The 23,978-nt window shown below is 66.6% G+C and carries 23 protein-coding genes; 13 read left to right on the top strand and 10 right to left on the bottom strand.

The features are described 5' to 3' along the window. Positions 1-44: 44 nt before the first annotated feature. Positions 45-2,246 carry a (Fe-S)-binding protein gene (locus tag MUN73_RS02680; RefSeq protein ID WP_250138906.1) on the bottom strand — a complete coding sequence of 734 codons (2,202 nt, stop codon included), beginning with the start codon at positions 2,244-2,246 and terminating at the stop codon, positions 45-47. A 179-nt stretch (positions 2,247-2,425) separates the two neighbouring features. Between MUN73_RS02680 and MUN73_RS02675 the strand changes: the two genes are divergently transcribed. Continuing rightward, complete coding sequence (locus MUN73_RS02675) at positions 2,426-3,016, top strand: conditioned medium-induced protein 4 (protein ID WP_250138905.1); 591 nt, start codon at positions 2,426-2,428, stop codon at positions 3,014-3,016. Between the two features lie 224 nt (positions 3,017-3,240). Next, positions 3,241-3,942, top strand: a complete 702-nt coding sequence (locus tag MUN73_RS02670; protein ID WP_250138904.1) for a CRISPR-associated protein Cas4 — start codon at positions 3,241-3,243, stop codon at positions 3,940-3,942. Here the strand turns inward: MUN73_RS02670 and MUN73_RS02665 are convergent. The 3 genes from MUN73_RS02665 to MUN73_RS02655 are packed head-to-tail and all read right to left on the bottom strand — an operon-like array spanning position 3,939 to position 5,406. Then, on the bottom strand, positions 3,939-4,523 hold the full coding sequence (locus MUN73_RS02665) for an L-threonylcarbamoyladenylate synthase (protein ID WP_250138903.1): 585 nt from the start codon (positions 4,521-4,523) through the stop codon (positions 3,939-3,941). The two genes, MUN73_RS02670 and MUN73_RS02665, sit on opposite strands and share 4 nt — an antisense overlap. Positions 4,524-4,567: 44 nt before the next feature. Further along, complete coding sequence (locus tag MUN73_RS02660; protein ID WP_250138902.1) at positions 4,568-5,077, bottom strand: redoxin domain-containing protein; 510 nt, start codon at positions 5,075-5,077, stop codon at positions 4,568-4,570. Next, complete coding sequence (locus MUN73_RS02655) at positions 5,077-5,406, bottom strand: glutathione S-transferase N-terminal domain-containing protein (protein ID WP_250138901.1); 330 nt, start codon at positions 5,404-5,406, stop codon at positions 5,077-5,079. The genes MUN73_RS02660 and MUN73_RS02655 overlap by 1 nt, the downstream gene beginning before the upstream one ends. A gap of 102 nt (positions 5,407-5,508) precedes the next feature. Here MUN73_RS02655 and MUN73_RS02650 point away from each other — a divergent pair, with 102 nt between their 5' ends. Further along, positions 5,509-6,888, top strand: coding sequence for a hemolysin family protein (locus tag MUN73_RS02650; protein WP_250138900.1), 1,380 nt, complete (start codon positions 5,509-5,511; stop codon positions 6,886-6,888). A 15-nt stretch (positions 6,889-6,903) separates the two neighbouring features. On the opposite strand, the gene MUN73_RS02645 is transcribed toward MUN73_RS02650, so the two are convergent. Both MUN73_RS02645 and MUN73_RS02640 read right to left on the bottom strand, forming a co-directional pair. Then, on the bottom strand, positions 6,904-7,620 hold the full coding sequence (locus MUN73_RS02645) for a hypothetical protein (RefSeq protein ID WP_250138899.1): 717 nt from the start codon (positions 7,618-7,620) through the stop codon (positions 6,904-6,906). 137 nt (positions 7,621-7,757) lie between these two features. Continuing rightward, on the bottom strand, positions 7,758-8,951 hold the full coding sequence (locus MUN73_RS02640) for an inorganic phosphate transporter (protein ID WP_250138898.1): 1,194 nt from the start codon (positions 8,949-8,951) through the stop codon (positions 7,758-7,760). Between the two features lie 166 nt (positions 8,952-9,117). On the opposite strand from MUN73_RS02640, the gene MUN73_RS02635 reads away from it, so the two are divergent. The 4 genes from MUN73_RS02635 to MUN73_RS02620 are packed head-to-tail and all read left to right on the top strand — an operon-like array spanning position 9,118 to position 12,646. Beyond that, entirely contained in the window at positions 9,118-9,945 is an 828-nt protein-coding gene (locus tag MUN73_RS02635) for a basic amino acid ABC transporter substrate-binding protein (RefSeq protein WP_250138897.1), read from the top strand. A gap of 11 nt (positions 9,946-9,956) precedes the next feature. After that, positions 9,957-10,790, top strand: coding sequence for an amino acid ABC transporter permease (locus MUN73_RS02630; RefSeq protein ID WP_250138896.1), 834 nt, complete (start codon positions 9,957-9,959; stop codon positions 10,788-10,790). Positions 10,791-10,834: 44 nt separating this feature from the next. Beyond that, positions 10,835-11,584 (top strand): amino acid ABC transporter ATP-binding protein, encoded by a 750-nt coding sequence (locus tag MUN73_RS02625; protein WP_250139600.1) that lies wholly within the window; start codon positions 10,835-10,837, stop codon positions 11,582-11,584. Between the two features lie 42 nt (positions 11,585-11,626). Then, on the top strand, positions 11,627-12,646 hold the full coding sequence (locus MUN73_RS02620) for an amino acid ABC transporter permease (protein WP_250138895.1): 1,020 nt from the start codon (positions 11,627-11,629) through the stop codon (positions 12,644-12,646). A gap of 15 nt (positions 12,647-12,661) precedes the next feature. On the opposite strand, the gene MUN73_RS02615 is transcribed toward MUN73_RS02620, so the two are convergent. Continuing rightward, positions 12,662-13,384, bottom strand: a complete 723-nt coding sequence (locus MUN73_RS02615; protein WP_250138894.1) for a DUF5828 family protein — start codon at positions 13,382-13,384, stop codon at positions 12,662-12,664. A 64-nt stretch (positions 13,385-13,448) separates the two neighbouring features. Beyond that, positions 13,449-14,147 (bottom strand): hypothetical protein, encoded by a 699-nt coding sequence (locus MUN73_RS02610; RefSeq protein ID WP_250138893.1) that lies wholly within the window; start codon positions 14,145-14,147, stop codon positions 13,449-13,451. Between the two features lie 294 nt (positions 14,148-14,441). Between MUN73_RS02610 and upp the strand changes: the two genes are divergently transcribed. Then, the gene (upp, locus tag MUN73_RS02605) at positions 14,442-15,122 is read left to right on the top strand and encodes a uracil phosphoribosyltransferase (RefSeq protein ID WP_250138892.1); all 681 of its coding nucleotides are present in this window, start codon (positions 14,442-14,444) and stop codon (positions 15,120-15,122) included. Positions 15,123-15,163: 41 nt separating this feature from the next. Here upp and MUN73_RS02600 read toward each other — a convergent pair whose 3' ends face one another. Beyond that, a complete protein-coding gene (locus MUN73_RS02600; RefSeq protein ID WP_250138891.1) occupies positions 15,164-17,248 on the bottom strand; it encodes a S9 family peptidase in 2,085 nt (694 codons plus the stop codon). A gap of 219 nt (positions 17,249-17,467) precedes the next feature. Here MUN73_RS02600 and MUN73_RS02595 point away from each other — a divergent pair, with 219 nt between their 5' ends. The 4 genes from MUN73_RS02595 to MUN73_RS02580 are packed head-to-tail and all read left to right on the top strand — an operon-like array spanning position 17,468 to position 22,731. Next, on the top strand, positions 17,468-18,457 hold the full coding sequence (locus MUN73_RS02595) for a TAXI family TRAP transporter solute-binding subunit (RefSeq protein ID WP_250138890.1): 990 nt from the start codon (positions 17,468-17,470) through the stop codon (positions 18,455-18,457). A gap of 27 nt (positions 18,458-18,484) precedes the next feature. Beyond that, complete coding sequence (locus MUN73_RS02590; protein WP_250138889.1) at positions 18,485-19,039, top strand: DUF1850 domain-containing protein; 555 nt, start codon at positions 18,485-18,487, stop codon at positions 19,037-19,039. Between the two features lie 5 nt (positions 19,040-19,044). Then, entirely contained in the window at positions 19,045-21,780 is a 2,736-nt protein-coding gene (locus MUN73_RS02585; RefSeq protein WP_250138888.1) for a TRAP transporter permease, read from the top strand. Positions 21,781-21,834: 54 nt separating this feature from the next. Beyond that, positions 21,835-22,731 (top strand): hypothetical protein, encoded by an 897-nt coding sequence (locus tag MUN73_RS02580; RefSeq protein ID WP_250138887.1) that lies wholly within the window; start codon positions 21,835-21,837, stop codon positions 22,729-22,731. Positions 22,732-22,734: 3 nt separating this feature from the next. Here the strand turns inward: MUN73_RS02580 and MUN73_RS02575 are convergent, their stop codons facing one another. After that, positions 22,735-23,337, bottom strand: coding sequence for an IMPACT family protein (locus MUN73_RS02575; RefSeq protein ID WP_250138886.1), 603 nt, complete (start codon positions 23,335-23,337; stop codon positions 22,735-22,737). A 141-nt stretch (positions 23,338-23,478) separates the two neighbouring features. Here MUN73_RS02575 and MUN73_RS02570 point away from each other — a divergent pair, with 141 nt between their 5' ends. After that, on the top strand, positions 23,479-23,874 hold the full coding sequence (locus MUN73_RS02570) for a DUF7522 family protein (RefSeq protein ID WP_250138885.1): 396 nt from the start codon (positions 23,479-23,481) through the stop codon (positions 23,872-23,874). Positions 23,875-23,978 lie beyond the last annotated feature (104 nt).

Raw genomic sequence — 23,978 nt, 5'->3', positions numbered from 1 at the left:
CGTCGAATCGGTCTCGAACGTAAAACGAACCGGGGATCGGTAGATCAGTCGGCCGCCGCCGCGACCTTCGCCTTCTCCTCTGCGCCGATCGCCTCGACGATGAGTTCGGCGACGTCGACGATCTCGATCTCGTCCTCGTAGCCGCCGGTCTTGCGGCCGTCCTCGTACATCGTCATGCACATCGGACAGGCGACGACGAACTTCTCGACGCCCGCGCCGGCGTCCGTGTCCTCCAGGGCCTCGCGGATGCGCTCCTCACTGGGTTTCGGCTCTTCCTCGAAGTCCATCCAGAGACCGCCACCGCCGCCGCCACAGCAGAAGGAGTTGTCGCGGTTGCGGGGCATCTCGTCGAGCGTGCAGCCCGTGGCCTCGATGAGTTCGCGCGGGGCCTCGTACTCGTCGTTGTACCGGCCCAGATGGCAGGGATCGTGGTAGGTGACCGTGTAGTCGAGTTCGGTGCCCGACAGCTCGAGGTGGCCCGCAGAGACGAGTTCCTCCACGGCCTGCGTCCAGTGGAGCACCTCGATCTCGCCGTCGGCGTTCCACTGGTCCTCGTAGTCGAACGGCATCATCGGGTCGTCCGAGAACTCCTCGAAGTCGACTTCCGGATACTCGTTCTCGAACGTGTTGTAGGAGTGTGGGTCCGTACAGACGATTTTGTCGAACTCGCAGTCCTCCCACGTCTCGACGTGGTGGCCGGCGAGTTCGACGTAGAGGAACTCCTCGCCGACGCGGCGGATGTCGTTCCCGTCGTACTTCTCGTCGTCGAAGAGGATCCCGAAGCTGACGTCGGCCTCTTCGAGAATCGCGGCCAGCGATCGGGCCACCTTCTTGTTGCGCTCGTCGTAGCTCGGGAAGTCGCCGACGTACCAGAGGTAGTCGACCTCCTCCTCGCGGGCGTCGGCGACGTCGAACTCGAGTTCGTCGGCCCAGTCGCCGCGGTTCCGGGGACTGTCACCGAACGTGTTGCCGTTCTGCATGACGTTCTGGAAGACGTCCTGCATGGACGAGGAGACGTCTCCCTGGTCGGTCAGCTGACGGTTGAGCCGGGTGAACGACTGGAGGTGCTCGATCTCGACCGGACAGGCGTCCATGCAGGCCATACAGGCCATGCAGGACTCCATCGTCTCCGCGTTGATCACCGAGGTGCCGCCGTCGGCGATGATCGGCTGTTCGTCGCCGCCGGCGTCGAGGCTCTCGCGGTATTTTTTCAGGTCGAGGATGACGTTGCGCGGGTCGAGGGGCCGATCGGACGCCTTCGCGGGACAGACCGAGGAACAGCGGCCGCACTTGGTACAGGCGTCCTGATCGAGGATCTCCTTCCAGGTGAAGTCGTCGATCGACTCGGCGTTGGTCGCGTCGAGGTCGGAGGGAACGTTGGGGAGACGCTGGCCCGCCTTTTCGTCGCGGGTGACGACGTTCGCGAACGAGGAGATCATGTGGAACGGCTTGGCGTAAGGGATCCACGCGATGAAGAAGAACGCGAGCAGCGAGTGGGACCACCAGGTCAGCCAGTGGAGTGTCTCGGCGTTGGCCCCGAGAACGCTCACCGCGGTGTAGGTCGGATCGGTGGCCGTCCCCTCGATCGTCGGAAGCCCGATCGCGTCGAAGGCCATCGCGAGGCCGTAGCCGACGAAGCTGACGATCTCGTGTTCGGGCATGCCAGTCGCGTAGATGCGAAAGCCCTCGAGGAGGAAGCCGCCGACGCCGAGGCCGAACAGCGTCCAGATGAAGACGTCGTCCTCGTTGGAGGTGTGGCGATCCCAGAGGCGCTCGTTGCGAACCCAGTAGCGCCGGTACATCGCCATGCCGATCCCGACGACGAACAGCAGGCCCATCGCGTCGACCATGAACTGGTAGCCGCGGTAGAAGTCGCCCCGCCAGAAGTCGATGTTCAACAGCAGGTCGGTCCCGTACTGGTTGAACGCGATGATCGACGTCGCGATGAACAGGGTCAGGAACCCCCAGAGGATAAACGAGTGCATCAGTCCGCCGTAGAGGTCCCGGTTGAAGTTCTTCTCGTTCGAGAGGACGATCTTTGCGGCGCTGGTAACTCGATCCGGAAGGTCGTCGATCCGGGCGAACGGGTCGTCGTCCCCCTCCGCGTAGCGGGCGAACCGCTGGTAGACGCCGTAGAGGAGGACGGCGATCGTGATGGTCGCGAGGAGATAGAACAGGGCGTACTCCGTACTGCTGATCCCCCAGTACGTTTCCCTGGTCACCTCCGCCTGGGCTACGATGTTCATGTTCTATGACCCGGAGGGATGTGACTTAACTCTTGTCACACCAACCGATCCACTACCCCGACGCCCTCTTGCGGAAATAAATTCGCGGTTGTGAGTTTATAAACGTTGTCCGTGGTCGCTTCCCGACCGACGCTATCTGGCAACAGGCTTAAATAGCCGCCCGTCGGGAGTGTCCACCCATGAACGACAAAACCGAGGAGCTCCGGGACATCTTCACTGACGTCACCGACGGTGAGGCGACCGTCACCGAATCGCAGGAGGACACTCGCGGCTCGCTCGAGAAGGACGAACGATCCGTCGAGGAACGACTCGAGAACGTCATCGCGCAGATGCGCGAGCGGTACGAGTTCGAGACGCCGCTCTCGAACGACCAGCTCATCAACCTCGCCAAGGCGTTCTACGACGACGAGAGCGACGCGGCGATCGCCGACGAACTTGGCGTCGACGAAGCCGACGTCTTCGAGGCCCGCCTCTCGCTCCACCTCGTGGCCAACGACGACGCCGACGAGGTCGACCTCGTCGCGATCCGCAACCGAAACGAGGACGACGCCATGCTCGCCGACGAGTACGACGTCAGCGAGGCCCAGATCCGCCGGTACCGGAGGGTCGCCGCCGCCAAGGACGAGTCGCGTGCGGCCAATGATCGCTACCGCGACGAGTTCGACAGCGTCCTCGCCGACGCCGACCTGACCGATCGGATGGCGAGCGACGTCCGCGAGGACGGCCTCGAGGACGCCACCGAGGGGATGGAGACGGACGTGGAGTTCTAACGAACTTTTTTCCTCTCGGGTCGGCCGCAGGCCGACCACTCGAGCAAAAAACTTCGATGAAAAACACCGGGAGAGCGAGCTCTCCCGACCCCTCGTTCGTTCCTCCGGAACTCACGAGAAAGGCCGAGCGCTCGCTCCGCTCGCACTCGGTACAACTGCTGGTCCAGCCTCCCGCAACTGACCCTCTCCGCGCCTTTATATACGATCGGGCGGCCAGACGCCCCGTGACTCGACACGTCGCGTTCAGCGACCTCCGGACGGCCGCCTACTGCCCGCGGAAGTGTTACTACCAGCGAACGCGGGACGATCACGACCGCGACCCGCCGCCCGAGGTCGGTGCGGTCAGGGACCTCGCGACCCGGTACGGTGAGTTGCTCGATGCATCCCCCGAGGAACTCGCGGCCGAACCGATCGCCGTCCCGCCCGCCACGTATCGCGAGCGACTGACGAACGCCCGGGACCGACTCGGTGGCGAGGGCGGCGAGGGCGGGGCGGATCACTGGGCCAGACTCCGCGACCCGGCCGATCGGAACGCCCTCGTCACCGGACGCGACTGTCGGGGCATCGTCCACAAGGTACTGGCGGAGCCGATCGAGCCCGCGATCGTCTCGGCCGGAAAGCCGCCCGAACGGGGGGTCTGGCACCCGCAATCGGTCCACGCGGTCGCGGCGGCGAAGGCGCTCGCCTGGGAGCACGAACGGCCGGTCGAACGGGCGTGGCTGGAGTACCCGGCCGCCGGCGTGATCCGGCAACTCGACCTCACGACCCGACGGAAAGCCGAGTACCGGGCGGCCCTGCGGACGGTCCGGGAACTCGACGGGCCGCCGCCGCGGATCGACAACCGATCGAAGTGTGCGGCCTGCGAGTTCGCCGACGAGTGTGGCGTCCGGACGCGGACGCTGCGATCGCTGCTCGGGTTCGGTTAGTGCCGATCGAGCCAGGCTTCGATCTCGTCGGCCAGCGCCCCCCGCCGGTGGATGGTTCCGCTCGAGACGTCGACGACGGTGCTCTCGGTGCCGGCGGTCTCCCCGCCGCCGAGGATCACCGCGGCCGCCTCGCGGATCGCCGGATCGAGGTCGTCGAGACGCCGAACGCTTCCCTGCCCGCTGACGTTCGCGCTCGTCGCGGTGATCGGCGTCTCGGCCCGTTCACAGAGCGCCAGCGCGAGGTCGTGGTCCGGAATCCGGACGCCGACCCGATCGCGCCCGGCCGTCAGTTCGTCCGGGACGGCCTCGCGTCGCCGACAGAGCACCGTTACGGGGCCAGGCAGGAACCGCGCCATGAAGTGGCGCTCGCGATCGGTCGCCCGCACGTACTGGAACGCGGCCGGGACGGAGGGCACGGCGAGCGAGACCGGCTTCGATCGGTCCCGCCCCTTGGCGTCGAAGACGCGGTCGACAGCGTCGGGATCGAGCGCGTCCGCACCGAGACCGTAGACGGTCTCCGTGGGGTAGACGACGAGTTCCCCGTTCGTGATCGCGGCTGCCGCACGATCGAGTTCACTCATTCGCTCGACTATCGGGCCGTAACCGGCAAAAGCGTACCGCGTCGCTACGCGAGCTCGAGTTGTGCCTCGAGGTCGTCGTAGTCGGGGAACTCGGGCCACTCGGTCGCGACCCACGCCGCCTCGACGGTGCCGTCCGCGTCGATCGCGACGAACGCGGGACGCGGTTCGCTGATTCCGGCCATCCCGTCCAGGTCGTGTGCGATGCCGTACGACTCCGCGACCGCGTTGGCGGGATCGGCGAAGATCTCGAACGGGGCGTCGTTCTCGTCGAGGAACCGCGAGATCCCGTACGGGGTCGAGGCGGTGACGCCGACGACGCGCTCGTCGCGCTCGTCCCAGCCGCGATCGGCGAGTTCGTCGTAGACGTACTTGCCAACGAAGGAGCCGATCATGGGGGTGAAGACGAGGATCGTCCGCCCCTCGCTCGTGAGGTCGGAGAGCGTCCGGTCCTGCCAGAACTGGTCGGTGACCAGCGGCCGGGTGAAGTCGGGTGCGTCGTCGCCGGGGTCTGGACCGTCGGCGGGGCCGAGGTCGACGACGTCGAACTCGGGCATTACTCGTCACCTCCGGCGTCGGCGGCGGCCGCCTCCGGAGCGGCGTCCACGTCGGTCCGATCGCCGTAGGTCGACTCGAGGTAGTCGACGATGTTCGCACTCTCGGCCATCGTGACGCCGGTGGTCTCGTCGACGACGACGGGGACGGTCCGGACGCCCGCGACGCGCTTGACGACGTCCCGGCGGGAGTGCATCGGTTCGACGAACCGCGACGTGTAGTCGAGGTCGTACTCGTCGAGTAGCCGAACCACGCGTTCGCAGAAAGGACACCCCTGTAGTCGGTAGAGCGTGATCGGTGCGGCCGTCGCTTCGCTTCCTGATGCGGTCATAGACGTTCGTTCGGGAAAGGGGCGGGTAAACGTGTCGTCGGCGGTGGTTCCGACCGCAAAACAGTAAACGGTTAACCGATCCGGTAACAAGTCTCCACATCAATGGCGTTGTCTCCGCTGTTCGAAGTCGTGCTCGCCGCTTACGATGTCCCAGTCGTGGGTCTCGAGTTCGATCAGTCGACGGTGACGATCCTCGGCGTGCTGGCCGTCGTGGTCCTCATCGGTCTCTCCGCGTTCTTCTCCTCGTCCGAGATCGCGATGTTCAACCTCCCCAAACACCGTCTCGAGGGGATGGTCGAGGAGGGTACCGAGGGAGCAGAACTGGTGAAAGTCCTCAAGGACGATCCACACCGCCTGCTCGTGACGATCCTCGTCGGCAACAACATCGTCAACATCGCGATGTCCTCGATCGCGACGGCCATCCTGTCGATCTACTTCGGCGGACTGGTCGGCGTGTTACTGGCGACGTTCGGGATCACCGCCCTCGTCCTCCTGTTCGGTGAGAGCGTCCCCAAATCCTACGCCGTCGAGAACACCGAGTCCTGGGCCGTTCGCATCTCGAAGCCGCTGAAAGCCACGGAGTACCTGCTGTTCCCGCTGATCGTCCTCTTCGACTACCTCACCCGGCAGGTCAACCGGCTCACGGGCTCGACCGGGGCGATCGAGTCGCCGTACGTCACCCGCGACGAGATCCAGGAGATGATCGAGTCCGGGGAGCGCGAGGGCGTCCTCGAGGAGGAGGAACACGAGATGCTCACCCGCATCTTCCGGTTCAACAACACGATCGTCAAGGAGGTGATGACCCCCCGGCTGGACATGACCGCGGTGCCGAAAGACGCCGACATCGACGAGGCGATCGAGACCTGTATCCAGAGCGGCCACGCGCGGATTCCCGTCTACGAGGGGAGCCTCGACAACGTCCTCGGGATCGTCCACATCCGCGACCTCGTGCGCGACCTCAACTACGGCGAGACCGAAGTCGAGAGCCTCGAACTCGCGGATCTCATCCAGCCGACGCTCCACGTCCCCGAGTCGAAGAACGTCGACGAACTGCTGACCGAGATGCGGGAGAACCGGATGCACATGGCGATCGTCATCGACGAGTTCGGCACCACCGAGGGGCTGGTGACGATGGAGGACATGGTCGAGGAGATCATCGGCGAGATCCTGGAGGGCGGCGAGGAACAGCCGATCGAGGATATCGACCCCGACACCGTCCTCGTCCGGGGCGAGGTCAACATCGAGGACGTCAACGAGGCGCTCGACATCGACCTGCCCGAGGGCGAGGAGTTCGAGACGATCGCCGGCTTCATCTTCAACCGCGCGGGCCGCCTCGTCGAGGAGGGTGAGGAGATCGAGTTCGACGGCGTCCGGATCACCGTCGAGGACGTCGAGAACACCCGAATCATGAAAGCTCGCCTGCGGAAACTCGAGCAGGAACCCAACGAAGTAGACGACCTCGAAGCGGAAGGCGAACAGTAACGCGCGATCGTGTCGTTACCGCGCGGGTGAGGACTTCGATCGGACCAGCGCCTGTACCTCGCGAGCGACGGCCGGCGGCATCGTCAGGCGGCGCGGCCCCTGAACGTACTGGCCGTCGGGCTGGTCGTACTCGAATTTCACGATCGCGGTGTCGCCGACCTGCCGGATCGACGCGTCCCGGATCACGTCGAGGTCGATCGCCTGGTCGGGATCGTAGAGGTAGATCGCTTCGTCCTCGGGATCGAAGGTGCCGACGGATTTGAGGAACACCGCCAGCACGATCGCGACGAGCGCGAGCGGGATCGTCAGCGCGGCCAGGCCCGTGAACGGGCCGGCCCCGACCGCGAGGAGGTCCCGCTGGGAGACGATTCTGCCGGCCACTATCAGCGTGCCCATGACCGCCATCATGACGATCGCGCCGATCGCGGCGTCCATCGCCCGGTCGAGTCGCTCGTCCGCTGGAGTGGTGATCGGCAGTCGCCGACCGAGCGCCTCGACGTGCTGTTCGGTCCGATCGGAGGCGGCGAGCGCGAGGATGGTGGCCACGATCGCGATCGCGACGGCGACGACGATCGACTGGCCGCCGATCTGCCCTGTCAACTCGAAGATGCGCCAGAAGACGATGATCCCGATAGCGGCGAAGAAGGTGCCGACGCCGAGCGACCACAGGACGCGGACCGTCCGGGAGGTCGTGGCGTCCCGCCGCCAACTGATCGGTTCGGAGTCGTCCATACCCGATCTGGGTAGCGTTGCTGTAAAGGCGGTTCGATATGCAGAGCGGGATCGGACGCTGAGAGATCGAACGCGGATCTGTAACTGGTGTCGACGGGGGCGACGATGAGTCGTACTGGTGGTGCAATCCAGCCGACTCAACCCAGCACCGAGAAGACGACGCGGAAGCCGACGTAGGAGACGACGATCGAGCCGGCGAGCGAGCCGATCCACGCGAGCACCGTATAGCCCATCTTGCGGCCGCTGACGCCGCCGCCGGACCCGGCCGCGGCGTAGCCGCTCCCGATGATCGCGCTGACGATGATCTCGTTGAACGAGACGGGGATGCCGTAGAGGACGGCGGTCTGGGCGATGATGAACGACGGGATGAGCGCGGCGATCGATCGCCGCGGGCCGAGCGAGGAGTAGTCCTGCGAGATCGCCTTGATCATCCGCGGGGCGCCGGTCCAGGAGCCGAGCAGGAGACCGAACCCGCCGCCGAGCAACAGGGCGGAGAGCGGCAACCCGAGGTCGCCCGACAGCGGGATCAGCGGACCGACCGCCAGTCCGACCTGGCTCCCGCCGGCGGAGAACGCGACCAGGCCACCGAGGACGAGCAGGAAGTGTCGCTCTCCCCGTTCGGTGCCCTGGCGGAGATCGACGCCGATCGCGAGCGCCCAGGCGGCCGCGATCACGACTGTCGCGGCGGCGATACCGGCGACCGTCGGTCCGGGGAGCCAGCCACCGGCCACCTGGGCGATCGATGCGCCGCCGGCCTCCTCCGGGCCGAGGATCGCGAACTCGAGGTTGGCGACGAGCGCGCCGACGAAGGCCGCGAGCACGACGATGAGCGCCTCCTCGGCGATCGGTTCGGCACGGAGCGTCCGGGCGATCGTGTAGGCGAGACCGCCCCCGACGAACGGCGTCAGGATCCACAGGGTGGCGATTTCGGTGTACTTCGGCCACGCGGGATCGCCGCCCATGGCCAGTCCGACGCCGATGACCGCGCCGGTGACGGTGAACGCCGTCGCTATCGGATACCCCGCGAAGACGCCGAACGCGACCAGGACGGCCGCGATGGAAAGCGCGATCGTCGCGGCCATCGGCGAGAGCGTGACCCCGCCGATCAACTCGGCGCCGACGGCTTCGGAGACGTTCGCGCCCTGGAGCACCGCGCCGGCGAAGCCCAGCAATCCGACCAGGAAGCCGGCCCGCATCACGGAGATCGCGTTGGCGCCGACCGCAGGGGCGAACGGCGTCGATCCGCTCGATCCGGCGCCGATCGCCCAGGCCATAAAGAGGCTGGCGATCGCGGCGACCAGAAACGTCCCAACCGTCGCGATCTCGACCATCTACCGGGCTCTTACCGATGCGCCTACAAGTGTGTGCCGACCTGCGGGTGCCGGCGACGGCGCGGTGGATCGCGAGTTCGGCTCGAATCGACGTCGTGCGTTCGGCGCGTCCACGCACTAACGAAGGGATCTTAAGGACTAAGGGCTATCCGTGGCAGTAGCAACCATGAGCGAACGCTCGAACTCGATCGACAGGCGGAGTTACCTGAAGCTGAGTGGGGTCGCGGGAATCGGCACGGTCGGACTGGCCGGCTGTCTCGAAGATACCGGCGATGGCGATGGAGACGGCGGAGACGACGGAGACGGTGGCGATGGTGGCGACGGTGACGACAACCAGATCGTCGCGGGAACGGCGCCCGGTTTCCGGCCGTTCGAGATGAACGAAGACGGCGAACTGGTCGGATTCGACGTCGACCATCTGGAGGCGGTCGTCGACGAGACCGACTACGAACTGACTAGCTGGGAGGAATTCGAGTTCGATACGCTGATTCAGGCGCTCAACAACGGCAACATCGACGTGATCGCGGCGGCAATGACGATCAACGACGAGCGCAGAGAGCAGATCGCGTTCACCGACCCCTACTACAGCGCCGATCAGTCGGTGCTCGTCCAGACGGGTGGCGGCTTCCAGCCCTCGGACCTCGACGACCTCGCGGGCCGAACGGTCGGCGCGCAGTCGGGAACGACGGGCGAGGGAATCATCGAGGACGAGGTCGAAGACCCGGACTACCGATCGTACGAAAACTACGTCTACGCCGTCGAAGAGTTAGAGCAGGGGAGGATCGAAGCCATCGTCATCGACCAGCCCGTCGCCGAGTCGTTCGAGGCGAACCGCGAGGTCGAGATCGCCTTCACGTTCGAGACCGGCGAGGAGTACGGTCTCGGGGTCCGACAGGACGCCGACGACCTCCGGGAGGCGCTCAACGAGGGGATCGCGGCCGTCCAGGAGTCGGGCGAGTACGAAGAGATCACGCGAAAGTGGTTCGACGAGTAAGCTGATCGGCAATGGATCTCGCAGTACAGACGGCAGACGCCGCAGTGACGCTTCCAGTCGGGCAACTCCTGCCGATCGGTGAGGAGACGGTCGGCCGGCTGCTCGGCGAGGACTGGGAGTTCGTCTCCCGCAACGCCGACTACCTGCTGTGGGGAGCGGTCGTCTCGGTTCTCCTGACGGTCACCAGCATTCTGCTCGGATTCCTCGCGGGCTTTCCGGCCGGCGCGATCGAGACCTACGGGAGCGGCTACTCGCGGTCGTTCGTCCGAAAGTTCGGCGTCCTGCTGCGGGGGACGCCGATTCTCGTCATCATGCTCGTCACGTTCTTCGTGTTGCCGTACGAGATCGTCCACGCCGCGGTCGAAGCGCTGTTCGGTGCGCTCGATTTCGTCCTCGGACCGACGCCGTTCACCGCGGCAGTCGACGTTCCCGGCGCGTTCGTCGCGGCGACGCTCGCCCTCGGCTTTCGCAGCGCCGCCTACCAGTCGCAGATCTTCCGCGGCGCGTTACAGAGCATCGACGAGGGCCAGATGGAGGCCGCCCGCTCGATCGGCATGAGCCGGCTCGAGGCGATCCGATACGTGATCGTCCCCCAGGCGCTGCGCCGCAGCGTGCCGGGCTTTCAAAACGAGTTCACGATCGTCCTCAAGGACACCTCGATCGCCTTCGCGATCGGACTCGGCGAACTCCTCAAGCGCAGTGAGGACCTGTTCATCGAGCAGACTACCGCGATCCTCGAGGTCATCGTCTTCATCAGCCTGATCTACTTCGTGCTGACCTTCACGACGAATCGGACGCTCGACTTCGTGAACAACCGCTTTGCAATTCCGGGTGAATCCTCGTGACCGAGTATCGAACCGACGGCTCCGGCGGCACCGAACGCACAACGATGCAGACGGCGGACGGTCCGTTACTCCGAATCGACGATCTCCGCAAGTCCTACGGCGACGAGGAGGTGTTGAAGGGGATCGACCTCGAGATCGACCGCGGCGACGTCGAGGTGCTGGTCGGACCGAGCGGCAGCGGCAAGTCGACGCTGTTGCGGTGTCTCAACCAACTCACCGAGGTCGACAGCGGCGAAATCTACCTCGGCGATCTGGAGGTGACCGCGCCGGACACCGACCCCAACGAGGTCCGCCAGCAGATCGGAATGGTGTTCCAGGACATCAACCTGTTCGCGCACCTGACCGCGCGGAAGAACGTCACGCTCGGCCTCCGCAGGGTCCGCGGGATGAGCACGGCGGAAGCCCGGGACCGCGCCGACGCCGAACTCGATCGGGTCGGGCTCGCCGATCAGGCCGACTCCTATCCGGCACAGCTGTCGGGCGGGCAGAAACAGCGCGTCGGCATCGCCCGTGCGCTCGCGATGGACCCCGAAGTGATGCTGTTCGACGAGCCGACGAGCGCGCTCGACCCCGAACTGAGCAACGAGGTGCTGGCCGTGATGGACGAACTCGTCGCCGAGGGGATGACGATGGTCGTCGTCACCCACGAGATGCGCTTCGCCCGCGGCGGCGCGACCAATATCTCGTTTCTCGCTGACGGACGGCTCGTCGAGCGCGGGCCGCCGGAGGAACTCTTCGAGAACCCGACGCACGATCGAACGGCCGCGTTCTTCCAGAGCATCCGTCATGACTGACGACGCGACACCGAACCCGACGCAAATGGAGGCGACCGTTCGATGAGCACGTCGAAGGCGCCGGGCCTCGAGCGACTCCGCGGCTCGGTCGACGACCTCGAAAGCGGTCTCGCGGTCGTCACCGGCGTTCTCTTCTGGGGCTGGCTACTCGTGCGCTGGCTCTACGACTGGGTAATCAGCCGACTGGGCGTCGGGCCGGGTGCCGGCGAGCAGTTCGTCTCGCCGGCGCCCCTCGAGTCGTTGGCGGCACCGTTCGAGGACACGGTGGCGGTGATCGGTCCGATCGCCGTGCCGATGGACTGGCTCGCGAGCCTGCTGAACGGCGTCGCGCTGGCGATCGAGATCGCGCCCGCGCTGGCGGCGGGCGCGTGGTACACGATCGTCCTGACGATCGCCAGCATCGCGCTCGGACTCGTCATCGCCGTCCCGGTCGCCGTGGTGCGCGTCTACGGCGGCCCGTTCCGGTGGCTCGCGCTCGCCTACACCGAACTGATCCGGGGGACGCCGCTGTTGGCGCAGCTGTTCGTCCTCTACTACACGCCCTACCTGGCGGTCCGGCTCAGCGACGTCGACCTCGTCGGTCGGGGCTTCGTCCCCGAGTACGCCTTCTGGATCGCCATCGTCGGCTTCACCATCAACGGCTCCGCGTATCAGGCCGAGTACATCCGCGGCGCCTTGGAGAGCGTCGACGAGGGGCAGTTGACCGCCGCGCGGGCGATCGGACTCTCGAAGCTCGAGGGGATCCGGTACGTCGTCCTGCCGCAGACGCTGCGCTACGGGATTCCGGCCTGGACCAACGAACTCGTCTATCTGATCAAGTACTCCTCGCTGGCGGGCTTCATCACGGTGCCGGAGCTGTACTACCGCGCCAGCGATATCGCGTCGTCGACGTTCGAGTACACGCCGATCTACGTCCTGCTCGGGCTCGTCTATCTCGGACTCGTCCTCTCGGCGACGAACGTCATGAGCCGCGTCGAGCGACGCGTCGCGGTCCCCGGTCTGGGCCAGGCTGACGGCCGTCAGCAAGGGACCGCCGAGGAGGCGGCGAGCGAGGCCCAGTAGCGATCGGCCGCACCGTCAGTTCGTCGTCGACTTCGACTGGTCTTCCGGTTCCGGCGGCGGTTCGGCACCCTCGATCGCTTCGGCGGCGTCCGTGTCCTTCTCGACCTCGACGTGCCAGCGGTCGATCTCCTCGTCGAGTTCGGCGAGTCGATCGGAGACGTCCTCTTTCAGGGTGTCGTCGTTGACGTTGACCTCGAAGACGAACTGCTCGCCGTCGTCGCCGTTGCGGGTCGACTGCTGGATGTTGGCGCTGACGAGTTCGTTGTCGAAATAGTACGGCGCGAGCTGGGTCATCACGTTCTGGTAGACCGTGTCCTCGACCCGGCGGAGCGCCTTGCGGCTGGCGGAGTCGGCCGCCCGCGCGACGTAGTTGACCGACTCCTTCCAGGTGCCGACCGCGGCTTCCGGATCGTCCTCCTCGAGCCGTTCGTACGACTCCGACAGCTTCTCACCGGCGGTCTTGATGTCCTCGTCGGGCTCTTTCCCGGCTTTCTCGCCTTTCCCCTCTTCGACGCTCGCCTGGTCGGCGGTCTTCTCGCTGACGTCCGAATCGAGGGTCTCGTGGGCGCGCGGTCGCCACTCCTCCCACTCCTCGAAGGCGGGTGCGAAGTCGGCGCCGTTCGTCCGGTTGGGGTCGTGGACCCCGGCGTCCCGGAGCGCCTGCGTGATGCGTTCGCCGTGCTCGACGACGTCGCCCCAGTCACCGCGAACCTTGAATCCCGAGATGCTCTCTTCCATTCGGCTGGGCGGGTGGTAGGAGATGGATCGGTATAAACTTCGTTGCTACCCCTGCAACGTGCGATCAGTATTGCTGTCCCGTCATCTCCGATCGGCCCGTCGGCTGGCCGCTCATTCCCTGGCCGTGCCGTCCCTGCTCGGGCAGTCCCTGCATTCCCTCGCCGCCCATCTGGGCGCCCCGTCCGACCTGCCGGAGGCCGGTCTCGCACGACGTCATCGTTCGCTCGATCGTCGCGATCGTCTCGGCGACGTGTGGATGGTGCTGGTACCGGCGGAGTTCCGGCAGGCCCTCGGCCGCGACGCGGATGAACATGTCCGCGACGTCGGGGCCGAACATCGAGTCGCGGGCGATCAGCATCTCGTTGAGGGCGGCGATTTCGGCGACGTCCTGGCAGACCCGGGCGCAGGTCCCGAGTTCCGGCGGGCCGGATGCACACTCCGTGGCACACCAGGCGGCGACGTGTGAGAGTTCGCTGAAGTCCTCGAGGACGATGCGCAGTTCGTCGGTCATGTGGTCCTCGAACGATCGGTCCCGGCTCCCGGTCTCCTGGCGCCCCATCTGCTCGGTCAGCTGCCGTCCGCCGGTCCGCTGGCTCCCTATCTGCCGCTCGCTCGTCCGCTCGGACCGCCGTTGGCTCTCCGTCCGTTGCCCACCCGCGCTGTGACCGCTCCCGCCCATCGCATCGGCTATCTGTGGGCTGGCCGACTGGCGTCCCTGTCGCTGGTACCGTCCCTGCCGTGGCTGGTGCTGATGCTGTGTCATGGAGTCACCTGACCGCTACCGTGACGGTCGATCGATCGCCGAGTAAAGCGACCGCACCGTTACGACCGTTTTCGTCCCCTAATCCGGACTTTCGAGGGACGATTCGGGCCGCGCCGTCCGGCGATCAGATCGCGTCGAGGGGGTAACGTCGCGTTGAGCGCGATCGGAACGGGGCGATCCGCGGTTCGACCTGTGACCGGTCGGATCGCGACCCCGATCGTCGTTCTGTCAGCACGGTATCGCCGCTCGCGCCGGACCGATACGATGAACTACCCGGCGAATCCGTATTCGAGTATGACGATCGAAGATCGGGACAACGCCTATCTCGTCACGCACGCACTGGCGAAAGATACGCTCTCACGGCTCCGAGACGTCGAGACCGAGCAGGTCAGCTTCCGGAAAGGGCTGGTCAAACTCGGGCGGATCTGTGGCTACGAGATCATCGACGGCCGGATGGAGACCGAGTACGTCGAGATCGAGACGCCCCTGGAACCGACGATGGGCGAGCGCGTCCGCGGGCTGGACGACGTGGTCATCATCAACGTCCTGCGCGCCGCGACGCCGTTCGTCGAGGGACTGTTGAAGGCGTTCCCGCGCGCCAGGCAGGGGGTCATCAGCGCGAGTCGCGACGAGGAGGCCGGGCGCGCCGAGGACGGGTCGTTCCCGATCACGGTCGACTACGTGAAACTGCCCGAGATCCACGAGGAGGATACGGTGATCGTCGCCGATCCGATGCTCGCGACGGGGAGTACGATGTGTACCGTGCTCGATCACGTCGTCGAGAGCGCCGCGGCCGAACCGGAGAACCTGATCGTACTCTCGGCCGTCTCGGCCCCGGAGGGACTGCTCCGGGTCGGCGAGGCCGTCCCGCAGGCCGACCTCCTGACGGTCTCGATCGACGACCACCTCGACGACGACGGCTTCATCGTGCCCGGCCTGGGCGACGCCGGCGATCGGGCGTTCCGGACGACCTGAGCCGGCGTCGCGGTTCTCGGCCGATCGGGTAGGGGGATCACTTACGTCCTGTCCTCGCCCTGGTCCGCGTCGGCGTCGTCCCCGCTCGAGAGACCGTCGTTCCGATCGCGTTCGAGCGCGGGCGGCGCGTCGTGGTGGTCGGAGTAGCCGTCGAACCAGCGGGCGATGCGTTCGATGCGATCGACGACGTGGGCCGGTTCGCCGGACCGCGACAGTTCGTGACCCTCGCGGGGGTAGCGCACCATGCGGGTCTCGACGCCGTGTTTCTGCAGTCCGAGGTAGAACAGTTCGGCGGTGTTCGCGGGCGTCCGGTAGTCCCGATCCGAGTGGACGACGAGCGTCGGGGTGTCGACCTCCGGGACGCGTGCGACGGGCGAGCGCTCCCAGAGGAACTGGGGCTCGTCCCACGGCGTCGTGCCGAAATCGCCCTCGACGAGCTTGAACGCGTCCGTCGAGCCGTAAAAGCCCGTGAGATCGTAGACGCCGCGCTGGGCGACGGCCGCCCGGAACCGATCGGTCTGCGTGACCGCCCACGCGGTCATGAAGCCGCCGAAGCTTCCGCCGGTGACGAACTGCTCGTCCGTGTCGACGTACTCGCGCTCGCAGACGGCGTCGACGCCCGCGAGGACGTCCGAGAGCGTCACCGCGCCCCAGTCGCGTTCGATCGCCATCGCGTGGTCCTCGCCGTAGCCCGTCGAGCCGCGCGGATTACACCAGAAGACGACGTAGCCCCGCGCGGCGAGGGTCTGGAACTCGTGCCACATCGTCCCTGCGGTCGTCCACTGGGCGTGTGGCCCGCCGTGGATCTCGACGACGAGCGGGTACGTCTCGTCGGGATCGAACTCGGGCGGTCTGAGGAGCCAGCCCTGGATCTCCGTCCCGTCGTTCTCGAACCGCACCTCCTCCGGCTGGGCGACCGCCCGATCGGTGAGGTAGTCGTCGTTGACGCGGCTCAGCCGGGTCGCCTCGTTGCCCCCGCGGGTCGTGGCGAAGACGTCGCCGGGATGATCCCACTCGCTCTGGACGTACGCGATCGCGTTCCGGCCGACCGAGAAGCCTTCGACAGTGATGCCGTCGCCGTATACGGTCGTCGGGTCGGCGCTCGCGTCGCCGGGGACCGCGTGGACGACCTTCGAGCCCTCGTCCGGCGTGCTGAAGTAGAGCAGTTCCTCGTCGGGCCCCCACTCGAAGCTGCCGTTGTAGCCGAACGTCCTGTCCAGCGGCTCGGTCGGCACCACTTCCTCGCCGCGATCGCGGTCGTAGACGGCGATCTCGGTTTGGCGGAGGGTAAACTTCTCTTCTGGCGTGTACAGGTAGGCCACGCGGCCGTCCGCGGTCGCGTCGATCGATCCGGGGCCCAGCATCCCCGTCGTCTGCGTGACCGGTTCGGCCGTCCCGCTCTCTATGTCGTGCGCGTACAGGTCGTACCTGATCGAGTCGTCGGGGCGATCGCCGGCCTTGCTCGCGTAGTAGACGGTCTCGCCGTCGCCCCAGGCGGGCGCGACGTGGTCGGCGTCGCCGTCTGTGAGCCGCGTCACGGCGGCGTCCTCGGGATCGGTCGCGACGTCGCCGTCGAGCGCCGATTCGACGTCTATGGTGTAGACGTGACTGCGGCGGCCGTCGAAGTACTCCGTGTCGGCGCGGTAGACCAGTCGATCGATCACGCGCGGATCGGGTTCCTCGCGCTCGAACTCGGGATCGACCGCGCGGTCGCGTCCGGCCTCCCGATCGTCTGCCGTTACCGCCTGGGTGAACAGCAGCCGGGAGCCGTCCGGACTCCACGCGAGGTCTCCGATGCCCCCGACGACGGCCGTGACCTGTCGCGCCTCGCCGCCGTCGGTGGGGAGCAGGTAGAGCTGCTGGCGATCGTTCTCCTCGCCGCGGGTGCTCGCGAACGCGAGCCAGTCGCCGTCGGGGTGCCAGCGCGGGTGGCTATCGACCCCCTCGCTCGCGGTGAACTGTCTGGGTTCGTCGCCGCCGAGGGGGACGACGTCGATCGTTGCCTCGTGCGTTTCGTCGTCGTCGGGGAGAGTGCGGACGAACGCGACTCGTTCGTCGTCGGGGGAGAGCCGTGGATCCGCGACGCGGGCAATGTCGTGGTAGTCAGCCGCCTGGATTCGGTCCATACGCCCACTCTGTGTCGCACGACGAATTATTCTGCCGTCCGAGTCGTGGGACGTGCCGAACTGCCTGACGATCGTATCCGCCGTACGGCGATCGTCCTCTGCCCATAATAACATATAATTGATATTTCTGGTTCGTATTTTTTACACATATGTCAGGAAATTTCCGAACGCGATTGAAGATCGAAGGACTATTAATAAGTTGGGCAGTATAGTGCAGGCATGGTTCGTCATATCAAGAGGCGCCAGTTCGTTGCGCTGAGTGGGGCTGCTGGAATCGCCGGTCTGGCCGGTTGTATCGGTGAGGACGCCGAGGACGAGGACGAAGACGACGATAACGGAGGTTCCGGCAGTGGCGAGACCCTCTCGTGGCACGCCGGCGGAACCGGCGGCACGTACTACCCGCTGTCGAACAACTTCAAGACCATCGTCGAGGACAACACGGAGTACAGCCTGCAGGTGCAGTCGACGGGCGCGAGCGTCGCGAACGTCGGCAGTCTCACCCGCGAGGAGGCCGACTTCGCGATGATCCAGAACGACATCGCGTACTTCGCGGTCAACGGAACCGGCCTCGAAGACTTCGAAGGGAACGCGATGGAGAACATCCGGGGCGTCGCGACGCTGTACCCCGAGACGATCCACGTCATCACCCAGGCCGATTCGGGCATCGAGAGCGTCGAGGACCTCGAGGGCGCGACGGTCAACACCGGCGACGCCGGCAGCGGGACGCAGGTCAACGCCCTGCAGATCCTCTCCTCGGCCGGTATCGAGGAAGGTGACTTCGACGAACAGACCGCCGACTTCGCGACGGCGGCCGACCAGATCCGCGACGGCGACGTCGACGCGGCCTTCGTCGTCGGCGGCTGGCCGGTCGGTTCCATCGACGAACTCGCGACGACGTCGGACATCTCCATGGTCGAAGTCTCCGGTGACATTCGCGAGGACATCAAGGGCGACGCCGAGTGGTTCGCCGACGACACGATCCCGTCCGGTACCTACGACGGCGTCGACGAGGACGTCGAGACCGTCTCCGTCCAGGCGATGATCGCCACGCACGACGGCGTCGACGATGGCGTCGTCGAGGCAGTGACCGAAGCCATCTTCGAGAACACCGGCGACATCACCCAGAAGGCGGACTTCATCGACGTCGACTCGGCACAGGACGGCATGCCGATCGACCTGCACCCGGGTGCGGACGCGTACTTCAACTAACCCCCGGACCAGTCCACCTTCTGGATCGTGTTCCGACCATCTCGCCGGCAGCTCGTCGTCGCCGTGCTGGCCCTTCTGGTAGCAACGGCAGCCGCGGCGGCCGCGGTCGCGACCGCGTCGGCGGATCGAACCCTCGTCGTCGCCGACGCCGAGTCGGGGGACCGACTGCTCGAACGGCCGATCGAGAACCGCACCGAAGTGACGCTCCGCTATACTCACAGCGTGGAGAAGACGACGGTCGAGGACATCTACGTCGTCGACGGGACGGAGCTTCGAATGGACCGGATGATCTTCCACTCTCACGGGGCCGGACTGCCGTCCGACGCGCCGATCGAGCGGACCGACGAGGGGTTCGTGCTCCCGCTGAACGAATCGTACGACCAATTCACCGTCGCGCCGAGACCGATCCCCGGTCACGAACTCGTCGTCGGCGACGACCGCTACGATCTGGTCGCGCTCACTGACGGGTCAGTGACTATCTCGGTGACCGAGCGGGGCCCGACCGATCGGCTCTCGGACCTGCTCTCGATCGACCATCGGTCCGAGCCGATACACGCGAAGTCGACTGCTATTCACTCCTGACAGCCATGAGCGTAGACACGCCCGATACGGACACACTCTCGGACGAAGAACAGGAAGAAATTCTCCAGGAGGTCGAACGTCGCCGGACGCACGGCGGATCGACGGCCGTTCTCGTCGCCCTGGTCGCGATCGCCTTCTCGGCGTTCCAGCTGTGGCTCGCTGCCCGCGGCCGGACGTTCGGGGCGACGCTCCCGATCGTCGGCGAGGTCGGCCCCTCGCTGGGGCTGCCGTTGCCGATCGTCGGAGAGATCGAACCCGTGCAGCTCCAGCAACTGCAGGTCAACGCGATCCACGTGACGTTCGCGCTGGTTCTCGCGTTCCTGCTGTTTCCGGGAACCCGAGGCGACGGGTTCATTGCCCGCCGACTCGGCGCGATCGAACCCACCGTTCGCCGGCGGTTCGGGCCGGACAGCGCCGCGACGCGGGTCGTCGGACGGCTCGGCGACGGCGTCCGCTGGGCGTTCGTCGATCGCGAACTCAGCCGCGTCACGCCCGTCGACGCCGTCCTGATCGTCCTCTCGCTCCTGCCGCCGCTCTACATCGTGACCGAATTCAGAGAGGAGATCCAGAGTATTCCCCTCTTCGGGATCCAGGCGGCGCGGCCGATCCAGGAGGTCTATCCGTTCTTAGAGCCGATCGTGATGGCGCTCGCCGCGATCGGCATTCCGCTCGACGAGATCTCCTACGCCTTCTTGCTCGGCGTCCTCGGCATTCTGCTGGTGCTCGAGGCGACCCGCCGAACGCTCGGTCCGCTGCTCATGTCGCTGGTCGCGTTCTTCATCGTCTACGCACGGTGGGGCTACTTCGTTCCCCGCGATTCGGTGATCGGCGCGCTGGCGATCCAGGAGGCCACCTGGGGGAGCATCGTCTTCAACCTCTGGTACACGGTCGAGGCGGGGGTCATGAGCACGCCTGTCACCGTCAGCGTCCGGTTCATTTACATTTTCATCCTCTTCGGGGCGTTCCTCGAGATGAGCGGCGCGGGCAAGTGGTTCATCGACCTCGCGTACTCGCTGACCGGGACGAAGAAAGGCGGTCCCGCCAAGGCGAGCGTCGTCTCGAGCGGCTTCATGGGGATGCTCTCGGGGTCGTCGATCGCCAACACCGTCACGACCGGCGCGTTCACGATTCCGCTGATGAAGCGCTCGGGCTACACGCCCGAGTTCTCCGGTGCGGTCGAGTCGTCGGCCTCCTCGGGCGGCCAGATGCTCCCGCCGGTGATGGGTGCCGCCGCGTTCCTGATCGTCGAGTTCCTCGGGATTCCCTACGGCGACGTCATCGTCGCCGCCACCCTGCCCGCGATCGCGTTCTTCTTCGGAATGTGGATTATGGTCCACTTCGAGGCTGTCCGGGGCGGCATCGGCGGCCTTCCGCGGGACCAACTTCCCGACCTTCGCGCTCGCTTCCGCGAGGGCTGGTTCTATCTGGTCCCGATCGTCCTCCTGCTGTACTACCTCATCGTCGCTCGCCTCTCGATCGGCCGGTCGGGCTGGTACACGATCGTCGCTATCGTCGCGCTGATCGCGCTCGTCGCGGCTTACGACGAGCACACCCGCGTCCCCCTGCTCGGGACGATCGCCGCCGTCTTCCTCGCTCAGATCGGGGCCTACGCGGTCGCCGGGACCGGCCTCGCGGGCGCGATCCGATCGGCGGTCGGTGCCGACGTGGCGACCGAGGCGTACTCGATCGGGGCCGCCGCGTCCGCCGCGGCCGCGGACCTCGGCACGATCGTGATCCTCGTCAGCGCCGCGTTCCTGCTGGTCCGTCCCGATTCGGACGGGTCCCTGCTCGAGTTCGACGACGACGTCGACGAAAGCGCCCGGCGAACCGCGTCGGCGATCGGCCGGCCGCAGGCGGCGGACAACACGGCCTACCGGTTCCTCTCGTTCATTCTGCAGTCCATGGACTCCGGCGCACGAACCGCGACGACGGTCGTCGTCGCCGTCGCCGCCGCCGGCGTCGTGCCGGGGGTCATCAGCGTCACCGGACTCGGGCCGAACCTCGCGGCGCTCATCGACACTGTCAGCGGTGGTTCGATGCTGGTCCTGCTCTCGCTGACGGGCGTCGCCTCGATCATCTTCGGGATGGGGATGCCGACGACCGCCATGTACATCATCCTGATCGCGATGCTCGAGACCCCGCTTCGCGACGCCGGTATCGCGGCCCTCGCCGCGCACCTCTTCGTGCTCTACTTCGGGCTGATGGCGGACGTCACGCCGCCGGTCGCCGTCGCCGCCTTCGCCGGCGCGGGCGTCGCCAAGGCCGAGGAACTCAAGACCGCGTCGATCGCGTTCCTGCTCTCGCTGAACAAGATCCTGGTGCCGTTCGCGTTCGTCTTCTCGCCGGGCATCCTCCTGCTCCGTGACGGCGAGGTCATCAGACCGGGCGACGTCGCCGACGTCGGATTCTTCATCCCGGAAGTCGTGATCCCCGTGCTCGGGATGTTCCTCGGCGTCTACGCGCTGGGCGTGACGATCATCGGCTATCAGTACGCGTCCGTCTCGGGAAGGGAACGGATCGCGTACTCGATCGCCTCGATCCTGCTGATGGTGCCGGAGATCCCCCTGCTCCTCGTCGAGGCCGTCCTCGCGCTGGCCGGCATCCCCTCGGCCCTGACGATCACCCTGATCACGGCCCCGCTCCGGGCCGCCGGCCTGGCGATCCTCGTTGGCTTCTCCACCCGTAACCGACGCGTGGCCAACGGTGCCGACGTCGGGACGGCGGTTCCGGGAGACGCCTGACCTCGGTTGCGGCCGTCCGGTATCCTTTTCGCACCCGTCAGCGTACGGACATCTGTGCCAGCGCAGACCGACGCGCCGTCGATCGCCGATCCCGACGAATCCGACGACCCGGACCGGGTGCTTCGATTCGCCGCCGCTCTCTACGGTGGCCTGCTCTTCGCCGGAGTCGTGTCGATCACGCTCCTCGCGTCGACCCCGATCGGTCCGCGTCCCCCGTCGGTGACCGTCCTCGCGAGCACGTACGTGGGCGGACTCCTGTTCGGAGCGGTCCTCGGCGCTGTCATCGCGAGCCGCGACCGCGTGCTTCCGGCGCGACTCGGTCGAACCGCGCGACGCCGTTTCCTCCCGATCCTGCCCGTACTACCGTTCGGCGCGCTCGTCGCGGCCTCGTGGTGGGGGCCGATCGGTGACGCGGCCGCCACCGTCGCGCTCGGGACGGCAGCCGCCCTCTCGCTCACGGGCTACGTCCTCGCGAGAGTGGCCCAGTCCCGGTACGTCGAGCGCGTCACGGCCGACGAACCGATCGCGGCGTGGCGATGGACGCCGCCGAACGCGCACAAACTCGACGCCGCGATAATCGCGCTGTTTCTCTTTCTGGCCGTCGGAAACGCTTTCAGCGGTGACTGGGTACTCGCCGGTGGCTGGCTGTTCGTTGCCGTGTTCTGGGTGATCAGCGCCGTCGAGGAGGGACGCTGGCAGGTCGGTGCGGGATCCACCACCGAGATCCGCGTTCACGACGCCGGCCTCGTCAAACGACGGCCGTACACCCGCTCGCTGGTCCCGTGGGAGACGATCGATCGGGTTCGGCTCCGCGAGGGGGAACTCGTCCTCGATCGGGGCCTGTTCGACGTCCGGTTCGACCGGGAGGAACTGGCGGACCCGGAGGCGGCGCTCGAGACGATCGAACGTCGGCTCTCGAACGTCGATTCCCGCGGGGTCGCGTCGGGTTGACGCTCACTCGAGGTCGACCCGGCCGCTCGTCGCGCTGCGAAGCCGATCGCGGAGGTCGTCGGCCGCCGCGACCGGGACGCGCACGTCGAAGAACACCTCGGCCTCGTACTCGGCCTCGAACTCGTAGCCCTCGCTCTCCAGGATACTCCGCACAGTCCCGGAGTCGTCGTACGCGACGGTGATCGAGACGCGCTCGTGCGGGCGCTCCTCGACGACGCCGGCCGCCTCGACGGCCTCCTTGACCGCCCGGGAGTAGGCCCTGACGAGGCCGCCGACGCCGAGGTTCGTCCCGCCGTAGTAGCGCGTGACGACGACCGCGCAGTTCTCGATCTCCTGCTGGGTGAGCACGTTCAGCGCCGGCTTCCCGGCGGAGCCGGTCGGTTCGCCCGCGTCGCTCGAGTACTCCCGGAGCATGTCGCCGTCGACCCGGACCCGGTAGGCCGGGACGTTGTGCGTGGCGTCGTCGTACTCCGCCGCGATGGCGTCGACGAACGCCTCCGCGTCCGCGACCGAGTCGACGGGATGGACGTGGCCGATGAACTCCGAGCCCTGCACGACGAACTGCGCGGTCGCCGACGCCGCGACGGTCCGGTAGGTCTCGCTCACGGTTTCACCCCGTCGTCCCGTGGATCCTCCATGGCGGCGCTACTCCAGCCGGCGAAAAGAGCCCATCGGTCCCGCCGATCCTCCGTGGCGAGTACTCCCGGAACCCCCGATGCTATTAGCGATGGTGTGGTTTCTGTTGGCATGGACGGTAACGCGATCGATCCGGCGTTCGCGGACGAACTCCGTAGCACCTGTCGCACGACGGTCGGCGACGAACTGCGAAGCATCACGTACTTCACCGAAGACGCGATCGAACAGCTGTATCTCCGCTCTGACCTGGAGCAGACGGCAGACCTCGTCGGCTTCGCCGACCACGAACGGCTCGGCTTTCGCTCCCAGTCGGCCTACCGCAATACGCAACTCGGCGATTACCGGGCGACGATTCGACTGTTCGAGAACGGCTACCTGACGCGGGTCATCCGCGGCGAGCACGGCGTCTGGGTGACGACGGACCCGATGTCGATCGAGCGGTTCGAGGAGCTGACGAGCGCGCTCGAGACCGTTCTCGTGGACCACGACGTGGCGATCGACGCCTGATACGGACTCCTGTCAGTCAGTTCCGGCGTACCCGCATGGCGGGCCGCGGGTGCGCCGGTACACAGTGCCAGCGGTCCGTATGAGCCGATCGGTCCCCGCGGTGC

This window comes from Halosolutus amylolyticus (assembly GCF_023566055.1).
Lineage (GTDB): Archaea > Halobacteriota > Halobacteria > Halobacteriales > Natrialbaceae > Halosolutus > Halosolutus amylolyticus.
This window is presented reverse-complemented; position numbering and strand designations above follow the sequence as displayed.